Here is an 18,809-nt window from a genome sequence, read left to right on the forward strand (position 1 = left end):
GCCCCTCACTCGGCGGTGGTGTGGGTCGGCCCGTCGCCGTCGCCCAGCATGGCGGCGGCCGCCACCGCGGCGATCACGCCGATGCCGCCGATGATGGCCAGGTCCGAGCCCGAGATCAGCCAGCCGCCGACCTTGTCGTCGTCGTCCTCGTCCTTCTGGGCGACGCCGGCCGCGGGGACCTGCGGGTTGTTCTGCGCCGCCGCGACGGTCTTGACCGGCGGGTTCGCGGGCGCGGAACCCGGAACGCCGGCGCCTTGGGCCAGGGCCGAGCTTGCCGTCATGCAAAGGGCGCAGAGAAAGGCGATGGGCTTCATGTCAATCACTCCTGTTTGGCGGCAATCTACGCAATTTTCCCGCTTCTCGCAATGAAAAGCCGATGAACGGCGCGTGGCGCGCGCTCAGCGCAGCCGCGCGATCGCCCAGCGCGGCGAAACCCGGTGGCGCGCGCAGAACCGGGCCAGGCGCTCGGGTTCGGGGCGGTCGGGGTCCGCGCCAAGCTCGGCCGCCGCGATGCCGCCGGTGACGAACAGCGTGTCCAGATCCTCGGCCACGCCGCCGGCGATGTCGGTGGCGATGCCGTCGCCGATGCACAGGATGCGCGAATCGTCGGGCTGGGCGCCCATCTCGGCCAGCATGCGCCGCGCCGCGTCGTAGATCGGCGCATGCGGCTTGCCATAGCCCGTCGCCCGCCCCCCCATGGCGGCGTAGTCGCGCGCCAGCGCGCCGGCGCACCACAGGCGCTTGTCGCCCATGTCCACCACCACGTCGGGATTGGCGCACAGCATGGGCAGCCGCCGCAGCTGCGCTTCGCGCAGGATGTCGCGATACATTTCGGGCGTTTCGGTCAGGTCGTCGCGCAGGCCGGTGCAGATGACCGATTCCGCCTGGTCCAGAGGAACCCGCTCCACGTCCAGCCCCTCGAAGAAGGGCTCGTCCTTGGGCGCGCCGATATGGTGGACCTTGCGGCCCCACTCGCCGGCCTCGACGGCGGCGCGCGCGACGTCGCCCGAGGACAGGACGCCATCGTAGCAGTCGCGCGGCGCGCCCAGCCGGTCGAGCTGCGCGATCACCGCCGAAGAGGGGCGCGGCGCGTTGGTCATCAGGATGACCCGGCCGCCGCGGGCGCGAAAGTCGCGCAGCGCCGCCACGGCCGCGTCATGGGCGCGCGTTCCGTCGTGCAGGCAGCCCCACAGATCGCACAGCAGCGCGTCGTAGCGGTCGGCGATCTGCGCAAGGGAATCGATGATGGGCGGGGCGTCGGGCATGTCGGGCTCCTGAATGCTGGGGCGCATGTCGAATGCCAGCCCCGCGCCGCGCTGGCAAGCGGTCAGCGCCCGGGGGCGACGGGGGCGACGGGGGCGCGCCCGGCCGGAGCGAGGAGCGGGTCTTCCCCCGGGGCGAGGGGGGCGCTTTCCCGCGTGGCGGGCGCGCTCGCCGTCGAAGCCACCGGGATGCGTGTCAGCGCGTAGCCCTGCTCGGCTAGAAGCGCCAGCATCCCGTCCTTGCCCGGAAGGTGCAGCGCCCCCACCGCGATCAGCGCGCCGCCGCGGGCCAGCTCGTCGGCGGCCGCGCGAAGAAAGCGCGCGTTGCGCTCGCTCACGACCCGGCGCCAGAAGGCGCGCTCGCTTCGCTCGGCTTCGGCCTCGGGCAGGATCTGGCGGGTCAGGGCGCGGCCGAACTCCCAGATCATCAGGGTCTGGTCGCGCAGATACAGCGCGGCGGCGGTGCGCTGGAAATCCTCGGCCCGGTTGGCCAGCGCCAGCGCCTGAAGCAGGCCGGCGCGCTGCTCGTCGGGGCTCTGCTCCATGAGCGCGCCCAGGGATTCGCGCCAGGTTTCGAGCCCGGCCACCGGCTTGCCCAGGCCGGCGGCCGCCTCGGCAAGGCGCGCGTCCAGGACCGGCGCGCCCTGCGCCTCGGCCAGCGCGCAAGGGGGTTGGGCCAGCATGGTCTGCGCGAACCATGGCCGCAGGCGCCGGGCCATGTCCCACTCCATGCCATAGGCCGCGAAGACGCGCCTGGCCAGCGCGCGCTCTTCCTCGTTCAGCAGCGCGTCGAGGCCCGGGCCGCCAAGGTCCATCAGAAGATCGGGCCGCGCCCGCAGCGCCGCCTGCATGCGGGCGGTTTCCTCGGGCGTGACCTCAAGCATCAGCACCCGCGCCGCGCGCAGGGCGCGCAGCGCCTCGGGCGGGGGCGCGGCGACGGCGGGTTCGGCCGAGTGGAAGGTGCCGAAAATCCACGAATCGGGCGCGCCCTTGCGCGAGATGCGCCACAGCCGCCCCTCGTGATAGGGCTGCGCGGCCGCCGCGGCTCGGATGCGCGCAAGGCGGGCCGGATCGCTTGCGGCCATTTCGGCCGCCAGGTCGCGCCCGGCGCAGGCCGCGCCTGCCGGGGCTGCGTCGGCGACGGCCCAGAACCCCGCCGCCAGCGCGGCCCAGATGGCGGCGCAGAACCGGGCGGCGGCGCCGGCCCGCGCCAGCGCCCCAAGGGCCGCCCGCAGCCGTTTCGACCGCCCGAGCAGGAAAAAAATCATGCCGCCCCCCGGTTGCGGATCTCTTGACAACTCACCGGCCGCCTCCTATTTCGCAGGGCGAGTTAGCACTCACCCATCGAGAGTGCTAACAACCCAGGCCCGCGGGCCGCGCCCAATCGTGGAGAAGCCCACGGCGACAAGGCGCGCGGCGCAGGGAGCAACGAGACACGACTTGGAAACCGCATGCAAGGAGCGACTTCCATGAACTTCAAGCCTCTCCATGATCGGGTGCTGGTGCGCCGCATCGAGTCCGAAGAGAAGACCAAGGGCGGTCTGATCATCCCCGACACCGCCAAGGAAAAGCCCTCGGAGGGCGAGGTCATCGCCGTCGGCGAGGGCGCGCGCAAGGACAGCGGCGAGCTGATCCCCATGTCGGTGAAGGTCGGCGACCGGATCCTGTTCGGCAAGTGGTCCGGCACCGAGGTCAAGATCGACGGCCAGGACCTGCTGATCATGAAGGAGTCGGACATCCTCGGCATCATCGAGGACGCCGGCGCCGCCTCGAAGGCCGCCTGAGGCTCGTCTGAACGAAAACGTTTCAACGCCAAGCTGATCGCAACGCGCTGAAAGCAAGATAACAGGAGCAGACAGACATGGCTGCCAAGGAAGTCAAATTCAACATCGACGCCCGCAATCGCATGCTCAAGGGCGTCAACGTCCTCGCCGACGCGGTGAAGGTGACGCTGGGCCCCAAGGGCCGCAACGTCGTGCTCGACAAGTCGTTCGGCGCGCCGCGCATCACCAAGGACGGCGTGTCGGTGGCCAAGGAAATCGAGCTTGAGGACAAGTTCGAGAACATGGGCGCCCAGATGGTCCGCGAAGTGGCTTCGCGCACCAACGACACCGCGGGCGACGGCACCACGACCGCGACCGTTCTGGCCCAGGCCATCGTCAAGGAAGGCATGAAGGCGGTCGCCGCCGGCATGAACCCGATGGACCTGAAGCGCGGCATCGACAAGGCCGTCGCGGCCGTGGTCGAGGAGATCCGCAAGCTGGCCCGTCCGGTCAAGGACAGCGACGAGATCGCCAAGGTCGGCACCATCTCGGCGAACGGCGAGGCCGAGATCGGCCGTCAGATCGCCGAGGCCATGCAGAAGGTCGGCAACGAGGGCGTGATCACCGTCGAGGAGAACAAGGGCCTCGAGACCGAGACCGAGGTCGTCGAGGGCATGCAGTTCGACCGCGGCTACCTGTCGCCCTACTTCATCACCAACGCCGACAAGATGGTGGCCGAGCTGGACGACGCCTACATCCTGCTGCACGAGAAGAAGCTCTCCTCGCTTCAGCCGCTCGTGCCGCTGCTTGAGCAGGTGATCCAGTCGGGCAAGCCGCTGCTGATCATCGCCGAGGACGTCGAGGGCGAGGCCCTGGCCACCCTGGTGGTGAACAAGCTGCGCGGCGGCCTGAAGGTCGCGGCCGTCAAGGCCCCCGGCTTCGGCGATCGCCGCAAGGCCATGCTGCAGGACATCGCGATCCTGACCGGCGGCCAGGTGGTGTCGGAAGAGCTGGGCATGAAGCTCGAGAACGTCACCATCGACATGCTCGGCCGCGCCCGCAAGGTCCGCATCACCAAGGACGACACCACGATCGTGGACGGCGCCGGCGACAAGGCCGAGATCGAGGCGCGCGTCGCCCAGATCCGTCAGCAGATCGAGGAGACCACCTCGGACTACGACCGCGAGAAGCTGCAGGAGCGTCTTGCGAAGCTGGCTGGCGGCGTCGCGGTGATCCGCGTCGGCGGCGCGACCGAGGTCGAGGTGAAGGAGCGCAAGGACCGCGTCGATGACGCCCTGAACGCCACCCGCGCCGCGGTGCAGGAGGGCGTGGTTCCCGGCGGCGGCGTCGCGCTGCTGCACGCGGGCAAGGTCCTCGAGGGCCTGAAGGGCGACAACGCCGACCAGGATGCGGGCATCAAGATCGTGCGCCGCGCCATCCAGGCTCCGCTGCGCCAGATCGCCGAGAACGCCGGCGTCGACGGCGCCGTGGTGGCTGGCAAGGTGCTCGAGAGCTCGAGCCCGAACTTCGGCTTCAACGCCCAGACCGAAGAGTATGGCGACCTGGTCGAAATGGGCATCATCGACCCCGCCAAGGTGGTGCGCACCGCGCTCGAGGATGCGTCCTCGGTCGCCGGCCTGCTGATCACCACCGAGGCGATGGTGGCCGAGAAGCCCGAGCCCAAGAACGCGGGCGCCGGCGCCGGCATGCCCGACATGGGCGGCATGATGTAATCATGCCTCGCCCCCTTCGGGGGGCGGCCTGAAAGCCCCGACCGCCGCCGATCGAAGGATCGGCGGCGGTTTTTTCCTTCTTTTCGCCTTCTTCGCGGAACGGCCCGCCTTAACCCGCCGGAAACCGATTCGGCGCATGGTGAACGCGATCGGAACGCATCCCCCGCCGCGCTCTCCCCCAGTCTGACCGATCGGCGGGGCGGACGGAGACCGCAGAAGAAGGATCCCCCATGACCATCTCCTCCTCGCTCAACGCTGGCGTCGCCGGGCTGAACGTCAACGCCACCAAGCTCGCCACCATCTCGGACAACATCGCCAACTCGGGCACCTTTGGCTACAAGCGGGCCGAGGCCGAGTTCTCGTCGCTGGTCGTGTCCTCGCAGGGGGGCAGCTACACCGCCGGCGGCGTGCGCGTGGCCAGCCGCCGCGACGTCGAGGCGAACGGCGCGCTGGTGACCACGGAAAACCCCCTCGACATCGCCGTGGCGGGACGCGGCATGCTGCCGGTGACCACCGTCGCGGCGGTCAACGCGCAGCAGGGCGAACTGCCGCTGCTGCTGACCTCGACCGGCTCGTTCCGCCCGGATGACGAGGGCGTCCTGAAAACCTCTTCGGGGCTGGTCCTGCTGGGCTGGCCGGCGGACGCCGACGGCAACATCCCCCCGCAGCCGCGCAACGGCTCGGCGGGGCTCGAGCCGGTGAACGTGTTCTCGAGCCAGTTCGCCACCTCGCCCACCACCAAGATCTGGATGGGCGCCAACCTGCCCGCCACCGCCACCCAGGCCGGGGCCAGCGGCGACACGCTCGACATTCCCATCGAGTATTTCGACAATGTGGGCGCCTCGCAGACGCTGCTCGCCTCGTTCACGCCCACGGTTCCGGCCTCGGGCGCGTCGAACACCTGGACGCTGAGCTTCGACGATTCGGCCACCCCCGCCGCCTTGAACCCGGTCGCCGAGTTCACCATCGTCTTCGACGACACGCGCGGCTCGGGCGGCTCGATCCTGTCGGTGACCCCCGTCTCGGGCGGAACCTTCGACGCGACCACGGGCGAGCTGAGCTTCAACGTCGATGGCGGCCCGATGACGGTCGAGATCGGCGTGCCCGGAACGTCCACGCTCCTGACGCAGCTTTCGGCCGAGTTCGCCCCGACCTCGGTGGTCAAGAACGGCAACGAGGTGGGCACGCTCAGCGGCGTCGAGATCGACGAGAACGGCTTCCTCAACGCCATCTACGACAGCGGATTCACCAAGACCATCTACCAGATCCCGCTGGCCGACGTGCCCAACCTCAACGGCCTGAAGCCCGAAAGCGCCCAGGCCTTCTCGGTCACGGCGAACAGCGGCTCGCTGTATCTGTGGGACGCGGGCGACGGGCCGACCGGCTCGTTCCAGGGCTACGCCCTTGAAGAGTCCACCACCGACATCGCCAACGAGCTGACGCATCTGATCCAGACCCAGCGCGCCTATTCCTCGAACGCGAAGGTCATCCAGACCGTCGACGAGATGTTGCAGGAAACGACCAACATCAAGCGCTGACGGCGGCCCCCAGCCCTGACGGAGAAGCACCATGAGCATCAGCGGCGCATTCGCCAACGCCCTCAGCGGCCTGGCCGCGGCGGCGAAAAGAAGCGACATCATCTCGGGCAACGTGGCCAACGCGATGACCGAAGGCTATGCGCGCCAGGAGGTGCAGCTGTCGGCCGCTGTGCTCGAGGGGCGCGGGGCGGGGGTGCGCATCGAGCGCGTCACCCGCGCCACGGATCCGCGCGCAACCGCGGATCGGCGCGCCGCGCAGGCCGAGAGCGCCGCGCGCGGGGTGACGGCGAAGGCGCAGTCGCGCATGAGCGCGGTTTACGGCGAGTCCGGCCAGGCCGGCGCCCTTCCCCAGCTTGCCGCCACGCTGGAGACGGCCCTGCGGCGGCTGGCCGACACGCCCGAAAGCGAGCCGCTGCAGGCCGCCGCGCTGCAGGCGGCCAAGGGGCTGGCGCGCGGCGTCGCTCAGGCTTCGGCCGAATTCGATCGCATCCGCATGGACGCCGACGCCGCCATCGCGCGCGAGGTCGAGACCGTCAACGACGCCCTTTCCGAGATCGAGCGCCTGAACGCCGAGATCAAGGGCGTGCGGGCGATCGGCGGCTCGACCGCGGCGCTCGAGCAGCAGCGCCAGGTGCAGGTCGACAAGATCGCCTCGATCGTGCCCGTGCGCACGGTCGCGCGCGACGGCGACGCGCTGGCTCTCTACACAGCCAACGGCGCGGTGCTTCTGGACGGCCGCGCGCGCAGGCTCGAGTTCACCCCCACCGGCATGATCACGCCGGACATGACGCTGTCTTCGGGGGCTCTCTCGGGGCTTTCCATCGATGGACGCGCCATCGCCGCAGGGCGCGAGGATGAGAGCGGGCCCCTCGACGGCGGCTCGCTTGGCGCGCACTTTTACGTGCGCGACGTGCTTGGCCCCGAAGCGCACGCGCAGATCGACGCGTTGGCCGCGGATCTGATCGCGCGCTTCGAGGATTCCAGCGCCGACCCGACCATCACGCTGGGGGCGGCGGGGCTCTTCACCGATGCGGGCGGTCCGCTGGACCCGAGCGACCTGGTCGGACTTGCCGGCCGCATCGCCGTCAATGCTCAGGCCGATCCCGACAATGGCGGCGAGCTGTGGCGGCTGCGCGACGGTCTTTACGCCTCGGCCCCCGGCGACGCGGCCGAGGACGACGTGCTGCGCGCTCTGGTCTCGCGCATGACCGAGCTGCGGACGCCCGACGCCGCTTCGCTGGTGTTCGCCGATGTCGGCTTCTCCGACCTGGCGGCGCGCGCGGCCGCGGTGCGCGCCGCCGAGGCCGGCGCGGCGGACGAGGCGCAGGCCCTGTCCGCGGGACGTCACGAAATGTTCGCCGAGGCCGAAGCCGCCGTCGTGGGCGTCGATACCGACGAGGAGATGGCGGCGCTGATGCTGGTCGAGCAGGCCTACGCCGCCAATGCCCGGGTGCTCGAGGTCACGGACTCGCTGATCAAGATGCTGATGGAGATCTGACATGAAGTTCTCGGCAATCTCCGACCTTTTCGCGCACCGCCAGACGCAGATGTTCACTTCGCGCGTGTCCGAGAAGATGCGCGTCTCGGCCAAGGAGTTGTCCACCGGCTTGCGCGCCGATCAGTTGGCGGCGAGCGGAGGCGATGTTTCGCGCCTGCATGCGATAGACGCGGAATTGACGCGGATGGGCGGCTATGGAGATGCGATCTCGGCGGCGCGAGGTCGGCTCGATGCGACGCAGGTCGCGCTCGAGACCATCCGCACGGCGGGCGAGGCGATCGGGATCGACCTGCTGTCCGAGGTCAAACTTCAGGATCTGCAGGGGGCGCTTGCGCATGCCGCCGATGCGCGCGCGGCCTTCGAGTCGGTCGTGGCCACGCTGAACGCCAGCTATGGCGGGCGCGCGCTGTTCGCCGGCGCCCAGGCCGACGGCCCAGCCTTGCTCGATGCCGACGCGATTCTGAGCGCCGTCACCGCGCTGACCGCGCCGGAGATCACCCTGACCGGCGTGCAGGCGCAGATCGACGGATATTTCCTTGCGGCGGGCGGCGGTTTCGAGACGAGCGCCTATCTCGGGTCGGGCGCGGACGCGTCCGATGTCGAGGTCGCTCCGTCCGAGCGCATCGCCTTCGACGTCAGGGCGGACGCCGACGCCTTTCGCAAGTTGCTGGCTGGTCTGGCCACTGCGGTGGTGGCGACCGAAGGCCATTTCACCGGCGGCGATGCGATGGTTCTGCCGCTTTTGCAGGATGCGGCCGAGCGCGCGATGGGGGCGATGGGCGACCTCGACGACATCAGGCTGACGGTCGGCGTGCGGCAGGAGCGCGTCGAACGCGCGGCCGACCTTGTGGCCGGGCGCAAGAGCGCGCTCGAGCTGGCCCGCACGTCGATCCTTGGCAAGGATCAGTATGAGGCGGCGTCCGAGTTCCAGGCTTTGGAGTCGCAGCTTGACGCCGCCTTCACCGTCGCGGTGCGCATGTCCAACATGCGCCTTGTGAATTATCTGCGATGAACCGGCTGTTGTTCAGACTGACGGCGGCGATGCTGCTTGCGTGGGCCGGCGCGTTGCCCGCCGCGCCGGGGGTCATGCCGCCCGCTCCGGGCGTCGAAGGGCGCGGCCATGGGCCCAATGTGCGGATCAAGGATCTGGTCGATTTCGAGGGCGTGCGCGGCAACGACCTTGTCGGCTATGGCCTTGTGGTGGGGTTGGCCGGGACGGGCGACGGATTGCGCAACTCTCCCTTTACGGAAGAGGCCTTGGCGAACCTGCTCGAGCGCCTCGGGATCAACGTGTCGGGCGAAAGCTTCCGTCCGAAGAATGTCGCCGCGGTTCTGGTGACGGCGGTTCTGCCGCCCTTCGCGCGCGCCGGAAGCAAGATCGACGTGACGGTTTCGGCCATTGGCGACGCGAAATCCCTGCTGGGCGGAACGCTCATCATGACGCCGCTCAATGCCGCCGACGGCGACATATATGCAGTCGCGCAGGGCTCCATCGTCGCGGGGGGCGTGTTGGCCGAAGGGGCCGCCGCGAAGGTGACCCTGGGCGTGCCCACGGTCGCCACCATTCCCGGAGGGGCCCGCGTCGAGCGCGAGATCGACTATTCCCTGGCATCGATGCCGAACATCCGCCTGGCCTTGCGCGAGGCCGATTTCACGACCGCCTCGCGCATCGCCGAGACCATCAACAAGACCCTGCCCGGCGCGCCGGCGGTCATGCTTGATTCGGGCACGGTTCAGGTCGACGTCGCGGGCTCAGGCCTGAGCCCGGCCGCGTTGATCAGTCGGATCGAGAATCTGACCGTGAACCCCTCGGTGGTCGCACGGGTGGTGGTCGATCAGCGCACGGGAACGGTCGTCATGGGCGGCGATGTGCGCATTTCCAAGGTGGCCATTTCGAAGGGCGGGCTGACCATCCGCATCGATGAGACGCCGACGGTCTCTCAACCCAATCCCTTCGCGAAGAACGGCGAGACGATCGTCGTTCCCAGGACCAATATCGACGTGAACCAGGGCGGGCAGGGCAACCTGTTCGTCATCGACGGGAACGTGACGTTGGATGACCTGGTCGCCGGACTGAACATGATCGGCGTCACGTCTTCGGGGCTGATCGACATCCTGATGTCGCTCAAATCCTCGGGGGCGCTGCATGCCGACTTCATCGTGCGATAGCGCGTCCAAGCCGCGCGCGAATGCGCGGCTTCGACGCCTTCGCGGCCGGCTTGCTCAGGCCTGGGACATGTCCATGACGCGCAGCACGTTGCCGCCCATGATGGCGGCCAGATCCTGTTCGGCTACGCCTCGCCGCATCAGCGCGCCGACCACCAGCGGCATCTTGCGATAGGTTTCGAGCACAGGCTTGTAGTTGGCGTCCATGTCCGAGCCCAGCGCCACATGAGCGGCGCCGACGGCGTCGAGCAGAAACTCGACGCGGTCGATGAACTGCGCAAGAGAGTCGATCCCGATGCCCGCCGGCCACGCGCCGATGTAGCCGCCCGTTTCGGCGACGGCCTGCGCGAGTTCGCGGCTTACGAAGCGAGGATGGCTGAGCGTCGGCGTGTTGATGTGGGTATGCGTCAGAACGACCGGCTTTTTCGACATCGAAAGAACGTCGAACGCGGTCTTCTCGGAAGCGTGGGACAGGTCGATCATGACTCCGGCCTCCTGGATCGCGGCCACGGCCTCGCGGCCAAAGTCCGTCAGGCCGCGCGAGCCGACCGTGCCGGTCATGATGTCGCCCAGAGTGTTGTCGTGGTAGTGAACGAGCGTCAGCATGCGCACGCCGTCTTCATGCGCTTGGCGGATGCGCGAAAGGTCGTTCTCGAGGAAATCCGCGCCCTCCAACGCCAGGATCATGGCGCGTTGACCGGCGGCCTTGGCGCCCATGACGTCGGCCGAGTTCAGGCACAAGCGGACGAGCCCGTTCTGCGCGAGGGCGCGCAGATTCCGGATCTGGCGCCGGTATGAGGTCCATGCCTCGTCGGGCGAAAATTCGCGCCCGGCGACAAGGCCCTCGTCGCTCAGGGTCAGAAGCTGAACGTCGGCGACGCCGTTGAAGACCGCGCCGTCCACGCCGCCTTCGGCCATGTCCGTAAGCGTGCGTTCCTCGAAAGCGCCGCCCAGAAGCTTGTAGAGCCGAATCTTGAAGGAAAGGTTCTCAGCCTTGCGCAGAAAGGTTCTCCCGGGGTGGGCGTGGCTGTCGATGATCGGATGTCGGGCCATGAAGTCGCGCGCAGCGCGCAGGGTTTCATCGTCAAGCTCGAAGCCGACCTTGGCCGGCGCGGGATCGAGCATCGGCCGCAGACCGAATTGCCAGCCCGCGGCGCCCGCGGCGGCAAGCCCTGCGCCCGCAAGAAAGGTTCTTCTCGAAATCATGGCCGCTTCCCTCACGCCTGGGCCCCTTGCGGGGAATGGTGGCGGCGGAAGGATGCCGTGCGCGGCGGCGGCGGGCAAGCGCGGGCCCGCCGCCGCCGCGCCGATCCGCGCCCGGATAGCCTTTTGCCCAAGTGCGGTCCCCGCGGCGCAAGCGCGCCGGGGGCCCGTTGCTTAGACGTCGAGGTTCTCGACCGCCAGGGCGTTCTCCTGGATGAACTGCCGGCGCGGTTCGACCACGTCTCCCATCAGCTTGGTGAAGATCTCGTCCGCCTCGTCCATGTGGTCGATGCGCACCTGCAGCAGGGTGCGCGCCTCGGGGTCGAGGGTGGTTTCCCACAGCTGCTCGGGGTTCATCTCGCCCAAGCCCTTGTAACGCTGAAGCGAAAGGCCCCGTTCGCCCTCGGCCATGACGTGATCCAGCAGCTCGGATGGACCGCGCACCGCCACGCGCTTGTCCTTGCGGACCAGCTCCGCCGGCGCGCCGTAGATCTCGCGCAGCGCCGGGGTCAGGGCGGCAAGGCGCCGCGCCTCGGCCGAGCGCAGCGCCGGAGCGTCGAGGGCGCGCGTCTCGGTGACGCCGCGCACCGTGCGCGACAGGCGGATGCCGCCATCCTCGGTCGCCTCGCCCTGCCAGCCGCGTTCGGTTTCCGGGCTGACGAGGTCCAGGCGCTGGGCCAGGCGGGCGGCCATTTCGGGCAGCGCCTCGGCCGAGTCGGGAGCCAGCGCGCCGATGACGGCGGCCTGTTCGAGCACGAAGCGCGGGTAGCGGGTGGGGAAGGCGGCCAGCGCGGCGCGGGCGGCGCGAGCCTCGTCGGTGACGCGGCGCAGATCGGCGCCCGCGATCTGCGCGCCGTCCGCAAGCACCAGCGCCGCGCCCTCAAGCCCCTGTTCGATCAGGTAATCCTCGAGCGCGCGCTGGTCCTTCAGATACACTTCGGACTTGCCGCGCGAAACCTTGTAGAGCGGCGGCTGGGCGATGAACAGGTGGCCGCGCTCGATCAGCTCGGGCATCTGCCGGTAGAAGAAGGTCAGCAGCAGCGTGCGGATATGGGCGCCGTCCACGTCGGCGTCCGTCATCACGATGATCTTGTGATAGCGCAGCTTCGAGATGTCGAACTCGTCCCGTCCGATGCCCGTGCCCAGCGCGGTGATGAGGGTGCCGATCTCCTGGCTCGACAGCATCTTGTCGAAGCGCGCGCGCTCGACGTTCAGGATCTTGCCGCGCAGCGGCAGCACCGCCTGATTGGCGCGCGAGCGCCCCTGCTTGGCCGATCCGCCCGCCGAATCGCCCTCGACGAGGAAAAGCTCGGACTTGGCGGGGTCCTTCTCCTGACAGTCGGCCAGCTTGCCGGGCAGGTTGGCCACGTCCATCGCCGTCTTGCGGCGCGTCAGCTCGCGCGCCTTGCGCGCCGCCTCGCGCGCCAGGGCGGCCTCGATGATCTTGCCGACGACGGCGCGCGCCTCCTGCGGGTTTTCCTCGAACCACTCGGCCAGCTTCTCGGCCACCAGCCCCTCGACGGCGGGGCGCACTTCGGAACTGACCAGCTTGTCCTTGGTCTGCGAGCTGAACTTGGGATCGGGCACCTTGACCGACAGCACGCAGGTCAGCCCCTCGCGCGCGTCGTCGCCGCTCAGCGAAACCTTCTCGCGCCGGGCCAGGCCCGAGCCGGCCGCATACTGGTTGATGGTGCGCGTCAGCGCGGCGCGAAAGCCCGCCAGATGCGTGCCGCCGTCGCGCTGGGGAATGTTGTTGGTGAAGGGCAGCACGTTCTCGTGATAGCCGTCGTTCCACCACATGGCGATCTCGACGCCGATGCCGTCGCGCTCGCCGCGGATGACGATGGGGCGCGGGATCAGCGGGTTCTTCGAGCGGTCGAGGTAGCGCACGAACTCTTCCACGCCGCCCTCGTAGAACATCTCGACCTCGACCGGCTCGGGGTGGCGCTCGTCGCGCAGGGTGATGCGCACGCCCGAGTTCAGGAAGGCCAGCTCGCGCAGGCGATGCTCGAGGGTCTTGAAGTCGTAATCGCGGTTCGAGAAGGTCTCGGTCGAGGCCAGAAAGCGCACCTCGGTGCCGCGCTGGCCGTTGGCGGGGCCGACCACGCGCAGCGGCTCGACCGTTTCGCCATGTTCGAAGCGGGCGAAATGCTCTTTCCCGTCGCGCCAGATCCGCAGCTCGAGCCATTCGGACAAGGCGTTGACCACCGACACGCCCACGCCGTGCAGGCCGCCCGAGACCTTGTAGGAGTTGCTGTCGAACTTTCCGCCCGCGTGCAGCTGGGTCATGATGACCTCGGCCGCCGAGATGCCTTCCTCGGGGTGGATGTCCACCGGGATGCCGCGGCCGTTGTCGCGCACCGATACCGAGCCGTCGGCGTGCAGCGTCACGGACACGGTGTCGCAATGGCCCGCCAGGGCCTCGTCGATGCCGTTGTCGACGACCTCATACACCATGTGATGTAGGCCCGAGCCGTCATCCGTGTCGCCGATATACATGCCGGGGCGTTTGCGGACGGCTTCAAGGCCCTTGAGCACCTTGATCGAGTCCGCGCCGTAATCGGATTTGCGCTCGTTTTCAGACATGAGTGGGTCCTTCCTGGTCGCGCGGAATTTAGCCCCTGCGCGCGGGGGTGTCACGGGGCGATTGCCTTGCGCCGCGGCGCGGATCAGGCGGCGGGCGAGACCGTCGCGACGCCGTCGCGCTCGACGGTCTCGAACAGCTGGGCGCGGGCGCCGAGGCCCGCGAACAGCGCGCGATCGGCGCCCGTCATCCAGGCCTGGGCGCCCAGCTCGGTCAGCGCGTCGAACAGCGCGGCGCGGCGGCCTTCGTCCAGATGCGCGGCGACCTCGTCCAGCAGCAACAGCGGCGGGGTGGCGCGCTGGCGCGCGACGGCGCGGGCGTTGGCCAGCGTGACCGAGATCAGCAGCGCCTTCTGCTCGCCCGTCGAGCATAGCCTGGCCTCGACGCCCTTGGCCGCGAAAACGGCGGTCAGGTCGCTGCGATGCGGGCCGTCGAGCGTGCGCCCGGCGGCCAGATCGCGCGCCCGGCCGCGCGCCAGCGCCGTGCGCAGCGCCGCGGCGGTTTCGCGCTCGGCCTCGTCGGGCGCCAGGCCGTCGGCGTCGCGCAGGGCTGTGAAACGCCTCTCGCACGCGCCCTCGAGCGCGAGCGCGGCGGTGGGGAAGGGGCCGCCCTCGGGCTGCGCGCCGTTCAGCCGCGCCACGGTCTCGACCCGCGCGCGGGCGATGGCGGCGCCGGACAGGGCCATCCGGCTTTCGAGCGCATCGAACCACGCCGCGTCGCGCAGCTGGTCGCGCAGCAGGCGGTTGCGCTCGCGCATCGCCTTCTCATAGGTCAGCGACCGCTCGGCATGGGCCGGATCGAAGCCCAGCGCCGCACGATCGACGAAGCGCCGCCGTTCCGATGCCGCGCCGGTCCACAACCCGTCCATCGAGGGCGTCAGCCACAGCATCGGCGCCAACGCGCCAAGCTGGGTTTGCGGCGCGGCCTTGCCGTCGATCCTGACGCTGCGCGCGCCGCCGCCCGCGGGCGCAAAGGTTTCGACCTGGCGCGGCCCCTCGGGCGTATCGAGCAGCGCCGAGATCTTCCAGCCGATGGACTCGGGGCGGCGGGGCAGATCCTCGGGCGCGGCGCGCCGAAGGCCCCGGCCCGGCGACAGCAGCGAGACGGCCTCGAGCAGGTTCGTCTTGCCCGCGCCGTTCGGCCCCGCCAGCGCGACCGGCCGGCCGTCGAGCGAGAGCCGCGTGCGCTTGTGCGAGCGGAAATGCGACAGCTCGAGTTCCAGGATCCGCGTCATGTCCGGCCGCTCCGCGCCGCCGGCCGGCCATCGACGCGCATCACACCCGCATCGGCATCACGACGTAAACGGCGCTTTCGTCATCGCCTTCGCGCACAAGGGCCGGCTCGCCCGGCGAGTTGAACATGAAAACCGCGTTCTCGCGTTCGATTTGTCCTGCGATTTCAAGCAGATATTTCGCGTTGAAGCCGATTTCAAGGGGCTCGGCGTCATAGGCGACGACAAGCTCCTCCTCGGCGGCGCCGGTGTCGGGCGCGTTGACCGACAGCACCAGCCTGTCCTGATCGAGCTTGAGCTTGACCGCGCGCGAGCGTTCCGACGACACCGTCGCCACGCGGTCGACGGCCGCCGCGAAATCGGCGGCGTCCACCTCGAGCCGGCGGCTGTTGTGCAGCGGGATGACCCGCGTGTAGTCGGGGAACGAGCCGTCGATCACCTTCGACGTGAGGGCAAGCTCCGGGGTGGCGAAGCGGATCTTGGTCTCCGAGATGCTGACGGTGATCTCGGCCTCGTCATCCTCGAGCAGCTTCTTGAGCTCGCCCACCGTCTTGCGCGGCACGATCACCCCCGGAGCCGCCTCGGCGCCGGCCGGGACGGGCGCGTCGACGCGCGCCAGGCGATGGCCGTCCGTGGCCACGCAGCGCAGGCTGCGACCTTCGGGGCCGTCGGCGACATGCATGTAGACGCCGTTGAGATAATATCGCGTCTCTTCGGTCGAGATCGCGAACTTGGCCTTGTCGAACAGCCGGCGCAGCATCGGGGCGGGGGCCGCGAAGGTCACGTCATACTCGCTCGAGGCCATGACGGGAAAATCCTCGCGCGGCAGCGTGGCGAGCGAGAAATGCGAACGGCCGGCGACAATGTGCAGCCTTTCGCTCGCGGCGTCGTGGTGCAGCGACACCATCGCCCCGTCGGGCAGCTTGCGCACGATTTCATGCAGCGTATGCGCGCCGACCGTGGTCGCCCCCGCCTGCTCGACCATTGCGGGAACGCGGTCGACGACCTCGACGTCGAGGTCGGTGGCGCGAATCGAGGCGCCGTCGCCCGAAGCTTCGATCAGCACGTTGGACAGGATCGGAATGGTCGTTCTGCGTTCGACGACGCCCTGCGCCCGGCTCATGGCCTTGAGAAGAGTCGCCCGCTCGATGCTGATCTTCATCGTTTGTCCACCTGATGCCGCCGCCCCGGCCGCGGCGAGAAGACACGTCGCCGGGGACCGGACACATTAAGGGCTTGCGCGAGCGGCGCAACGGGTTTCGCACGCCTGAACGCCGGCTCAAAGATCCTGGCGCACGAACTCGGTGAGCAGAACGTCGTGCACCGCCGGTCCCATCACCTTGCGCGCGGCCTTCTTCAAGGCGCCCCGCAAATCCTTCATGACCTGCGGACTGGTGAAGTCGCCGTCGAAGCCGCCCGACTGCGCATGCAGAAAAAGCGCCTGGAGCAGCTCGTCGCGCAGCTTTGGCTCGCGCTCGGAAACGGCGCCCGAGGTCCCCGGTTCCATCTCGAGCGTCAGGGACAGTATCGCCAAGGCGGCGATTTCTTCGTTGCGGACGATCGGGACGATGAATTGCTTGTCCAGCTTGGCAAACTCATACGTCTTCTCAGGGTCGTGCTGTTCCTCCTCTTCGTCCGGGGCCGCGTGTTCGTCATGCGCCGCGCCCTCTGCGTGCGCTGGGTCGGCGCCGCCATGCGCTTCGGCCTTGGCGTGATCCTCGGCTGGCGGTGGGCGGAGCATCGCGCCGGCGACGGCTCCGCCCACCAGGCCGATGACCGCCAGCAGGATGGGCAGAAGCTTCTTCATGCGTGGCTCCCTCTCAGAATGGCAGCAGGATGTCGGCGATCTGCTGGCCGTAGCGCGGCTGCTGAACGTCGGTGATCTGACCGCGCCCGCCGTAGGAGATTCGCGCCTCGGCGATCTTGTCGTGCGAGATCTCGTTCCTGCGCGAGATGTCCTCCGGGCGGATGACGCCGGCGATCTGCAGGTCGCGCAGTTCGTAGTTGACCCGGATTTCCTGGTTCCCCGCGATCACGAGGTGGCCGTTGGGAAGAACGTCGACGACGGTCGCGGCCACGCGCAAGGTGATCTTCTCGTTGCGGCGGACGGACCCATCGCCTTCCGACGAGGAGGACGAGCTTAGCGACGCCGCCGGGTCGGTGCTGACTCCGAAGGCGTTTTCAATGAGCGCGGGCGCCCCGAGAAGGGCCGAGACCGCCATGTCCTCCGACCCGCTGCGCGAGCGCTTCGTCGTGTTCTTCAGCTCGGCCTTGTCGTCGATCTCGATCACGACGGTGACGATGTCGCCAAGCGATTTCGCCCGCCTGTCGCCAAACAGCGACGAGGGGCCTGACCGCCACAGCGACGCCGCCGAATAGGGTTCGGGCGACGGGCTTGGCGGAGGCGTCGCCAAGGCGACGCGGCGCGGCGCGATCGGCGGGACGGGGTTTTCGGCCTCGCCCGGCGGCGTGAAAGCCGGGGCCTTGCCCACGTTCTCGAGCCGCGAGCAGCCGGCGGCCGCAACAAGAAGCGCCGTCAAGACAAGGCGCGCGATCATCGGCTGACCTCCACTTCGCCCGGTCCGCTCACGCGCCCGACGACGGTCGCGCGCGAATCGAGGTTCATGACGGTGACCCGCTGCCCAAGGCCGCCCCGCTCCAACGCGCGGCCGTCGGCGGCGATGAAAAGCGCACCCTTGCGAAAGATGAGACGAACCAGCTCGTTGCGCTCGACGATCGCCGGATCCTGAACATGCCCGCGCATGATGGGTCTGCCGGCATAGATCGAGGTCCGCGCCTCTTTCCCGACGACGGCCTCGACGTCCGTGACCGCGCCGGGAGGCGCGGCCCGGTTCGTCGCCAGGGCGACATCCTCGGGGCCGATGATGGATCGGCTCCGGATCGTCCGCGTTGCGATGACGACGCTCTCCGGGTCCGTCTGCGCGGCGACGCCGGGGTCCGTTGCCCCGACCAAGAGAAGCATCGCCATGAAGAGAAGCTTCCGCATCACCGCACCTGAGACGTGGCCGCAAGCATCTGATCGGCGGCGGTGATGACCTTGGCGTTGAGCTCGTATCCCCGCTGCGCCTCGATCAGCTCGGTGATCTCGCGCACCGCGTCGACGGTGCTCTCTTCGAGAAAGCCTTGGCGAAGAACGCCTCTTCCGTCGGTGCCGGGCTGGCCGATGGCGGGCGCGCCGGACGCCTCGGTTTCCAGGAACAGATTGCTGCCGATGGCCTCCAGGCCTTTCTGGTTCGCGAAGGTGGCCAGCGTGAAGGCGCCGATCAGCTGGGCGTCGACCTGGCCGTTGAAGTAGGCGTAGACTTCGCCGTCGGCATTGATCGTGATGGCCCGTGCGTCGGCGGGGATGGTGATCTCGGGCGAAATCGCAAAGCCATCGGACGTGACGATCAATCCCTCGCCGGTCCTCTTGAGGGCTCCGTCCCGCGTGTAGGCCGTTTGCCCGGATGGAAGCGTCACCTCCAGATACCCGGCCCCCTCGATCGCGATGTCGAGATCGCCTCCCGTCTGCTTCAGTGCGCCTTGGCCCACATCCCGCGTAATCGCGGTGGCGCGCACTCCGAGCCCGATCTGAACGCCGGTGGGGAGAACGGTCCCGTCATCCGCCGTGACCGTTCCCGGGCGTTGCGCCTGTTGATAGTGAAGGTCGGCGAATTCGGCTCGACGCGCGCTGTAGGCCGTCGTGTTCATGTTGGCCAGGTTGTTCGAGATGACCTCGACGCGGAGCTGTTGGGCTTCCATGCCGGTCGCGGCGATGCTGAGGGCGCGCATGCGTTACTCCTTCTGAAGCAGCGGTATCGTCGGTGTGGC

17 protein-coding genes are annotated in these 18,809 nt (G+C 69.0%); 6 read left to right on the forward strand and 11 right to left on the reverse strand.

Annotation, left to right across the window (positions count from 1 at the left end):
- Window positions 1–5 precede the first annotated feature (5 nt).
- The 3 genes from BMW67_RS08850 to BMW67_RS08860 all read right to left on the reverse strand — a co-directional run bounded on the left by BMW67_RS08850 (window position 6) and on the right by BMW67_RS08860 (window position 2,530).
- A complete protein-coding gene (locus tag BMW67_RS08850) occupies window positions 6–314 on the reverse strand; it encodes a hypothetical protein (RefSeq protein ID WP_072747164.1) in 309 nt (102 codons plus the stop codon).
- A gap of 84 nt (window positions 315–398) precedes the next feature.
- Window positions 399–1,265 carry a TIGR01459 family HAD-type hydrolase gene (locus BMW67_RS08855; protein WP_072747165.1) on the reverse strand — a complete coding sequence of 289 codons (867 nt, stop codon included), beginning with the start codon at window positions 1,263–1,265 and terminating at the stop codon, window positions 399–401.
- A 62-nt stretch (window positions 1,266–1,327) separates the two neighbouring features.
- Window positions 1,328–2,530 (reverse strand): TraB/GumN family protein, encoded by a 1,203-nt coding sequence (locus BMW67_RS08860; protein ID WP_072747166.1) that lies wholly within the window; start codon window positions 2,528–2,530, stop codon window positions 1,328–1,330.
- A 201-nt stretch (window positions 2,531–2,731) separates the two neighbouring features.
- Between BMW67_RS08860 and groES the strand changes: the two genes are divergently transcribed.
- The 6 genes from groES to BMW67_RS08890 all read left to right on the forward strand — a co-directional run bounded on the left by groES (window position 2,732) and on the right by BMW67_RS08890 (window position 9,963).
- Window positions 2,732–3,046, forward strand: a complete 315-nt coding sequence (groES, locus tag BMW67_RS08865) for a co-chaperone GroES (protein WP_072747167.1) — start codon at window positions 2,732–2,734, stop codon at window positions 3,044–3,046.
- Between the two features lie 77 nt (window positions 3,047–3,123).
- On the forward strand, window positions 3,124–4,758 hold the full coding sequence (gene groL, locus BMW67_RS08870) for a chaperonin GroEL (protein WP_072747168.1): 1,635 nt from the start codon (window positions 3,124–3,126) through the stop codon (window positions 4,756–4,758).
- Between the two features lie 230 nt (window positions 4,759–4,988).
- A complete protein-coding gene (locus BMW67_RS08875) occupies window positions 4,989–6,296 on the forward strand; it encodes a flagellar hook protein FlgE (protein ID WP_072747169.1) in 1,308 nt (435 codons plus the stop codon).
- A 31-nt stretch (window positions 6,297–6,327) separates the two neighbouring features.
- Window positions 6,328–7,794 (forward strand): flagellar hook-associated protein FlgK, encoded by a 1,467-nt coding sequence (flgK, locus tag BMW67_RS08880; protein WP_072747170.1) that lies wholly within the window; start codon window positions 6,328–6,330, stop codon window positions 7,792–7,794.
- A gap of 1 nt (window position 7,795) precedes the next feature.
- Window positions 7,796–8,806: a flagellin gene (locus BMW67_RS08885; RefSeq protein WP_072747171.1), complete on the forward strand. Its 1,011-nt coding sequence runs from the start codon at window positions 7,796–7,798 to the stop codon at window positions 8,804–8,806.
- Window positions 8,807–8,880: 74 nt separating this feature from the next.
- Complete coding sequence (locus BMW67_RS08890) at window positions 8,881–9,963, forward strand: flagellar basal body P-ring protein FlgI (RefSeq protein WP_072747219.1); 1,083 nt, start codon at window positions 8,881–8,883, stop codon at window positions 9,961–9,963.
- A 54-nt stretch (window positions 9,964–10,017) separates the two neighbouring features.
- On the opposite strand, the gene BMW67_RS08895 is transcribed toward BMW67_RS08890, so the two are convergent.
- The 8 genes from BMW67_RS08895 to flgG form a co-directional block, all read right to left on the reverse strand.
- Complete coding sequence (locus BMW67_RS08895; RefSeq protein ID WP_072747172.1) at window positions 10,018–11,166, reverse strand: dipeptidase; 1,149 nt, start codon at window positions 11,164–11,166, stop codon at window positions 10,018–10,020.
- A 171-nt stretch (window positions 11,167–11,337) separates the two neighbouring features.
- A complete protein-coding gene (gene gyrB, locus BMW67_RS08900; RefSeq protein WP_072747173.1) occupies window positions 11,338–13,749 on the reverse strand; it encodes a DNA topoisomerase (ATP-hydrolyzing) subunit B in 2,412 nt (803 codons plus the stop codon).
- Between the two features lie 83 nt (window positions 13,750–13,832).
- A complete protein-coding gene (recF, locus tag BMW67_RS08905; protein ID WP_072747174.1) occupies window positions 13,833–14,981 on the reverse strand; it encodes a DNA replication/repair protein RecF in 1,149 nt (382 codons plus the stop codon).
- A 40-nt stretch (window positions 14,982–15,021) separates the two neighbouring features.
- A complete protein-coding gene (gene dnaN / locus BMW67_RS08910; protein ID WP_072747175.1) occupies window positions 15,022–16,140 on the reverse strand; it encodes a DNA polymerase III subunit beta in 1,119 nt (372 codons plus the stop codon).
- Between the two features lie 117 nt (window positions 16,141–16,257).
- Window positions 16,258–16,785, reverse strand: coding sequence for a flagellar basal body-associated FliL family protein (locus tag BMW67_RS08915; protein ID WP_072747176.1), 528 nt, complete (start codon window positions 16,783–16,785; stop codon window positions 16,258–16,260).
- A 13-nt stretch (window positions 16,786–16,798) separates the two neighbouring features.
- A complete protein-coding gene (gene flgH, locus BMW67_RS08920; protein ID WP_072747177.1) occupies window positions 16,799–17,536 on the reverse strand; it encodes a flagellar basal body L-ring protein FlgH in 738 nt (245 codons plus the stop codon).
- Entirely contained in the window at window positions 17,533–17,985 is a 453-nt protein-coding gene (flgA, locus tag BMW67_RS08925) for a flagellar basal body P-ring formation chaperone FlgA (RefSeq protein WP_072747178.1), read from the reverse strand. Before flgA ends, flgH begins: the two co-directional genes overlap by 4 nt.
- On the reverse strand, window positions 17,985–18,770 hold the full coding sequence (flgG, locus tag BMW67_RS08930; protein ID WP_072747179.1) for a flagellar basal-body rod protein FlgG: 786 nt from the start codon (window positions 18,768–18,770) through the stop codon (window positions 17,985–17,987). The genes flgA and flgG overlap by 1 nt, the downstream gene beginning before the upstream one ends.
- Window positions 18,771–18,809: the final 39 nt, after the last annotated feature.

The organism is Oceanicella actignis (genome assembly GCF_900111545.1).
Taxonomy (GTDB): Bacteria; Pseudomonadota; Alphaproteobacteria; order Rhodobacterales; family Rhodobacteraceae; genus Oceanicella; species Oceanicella actignis.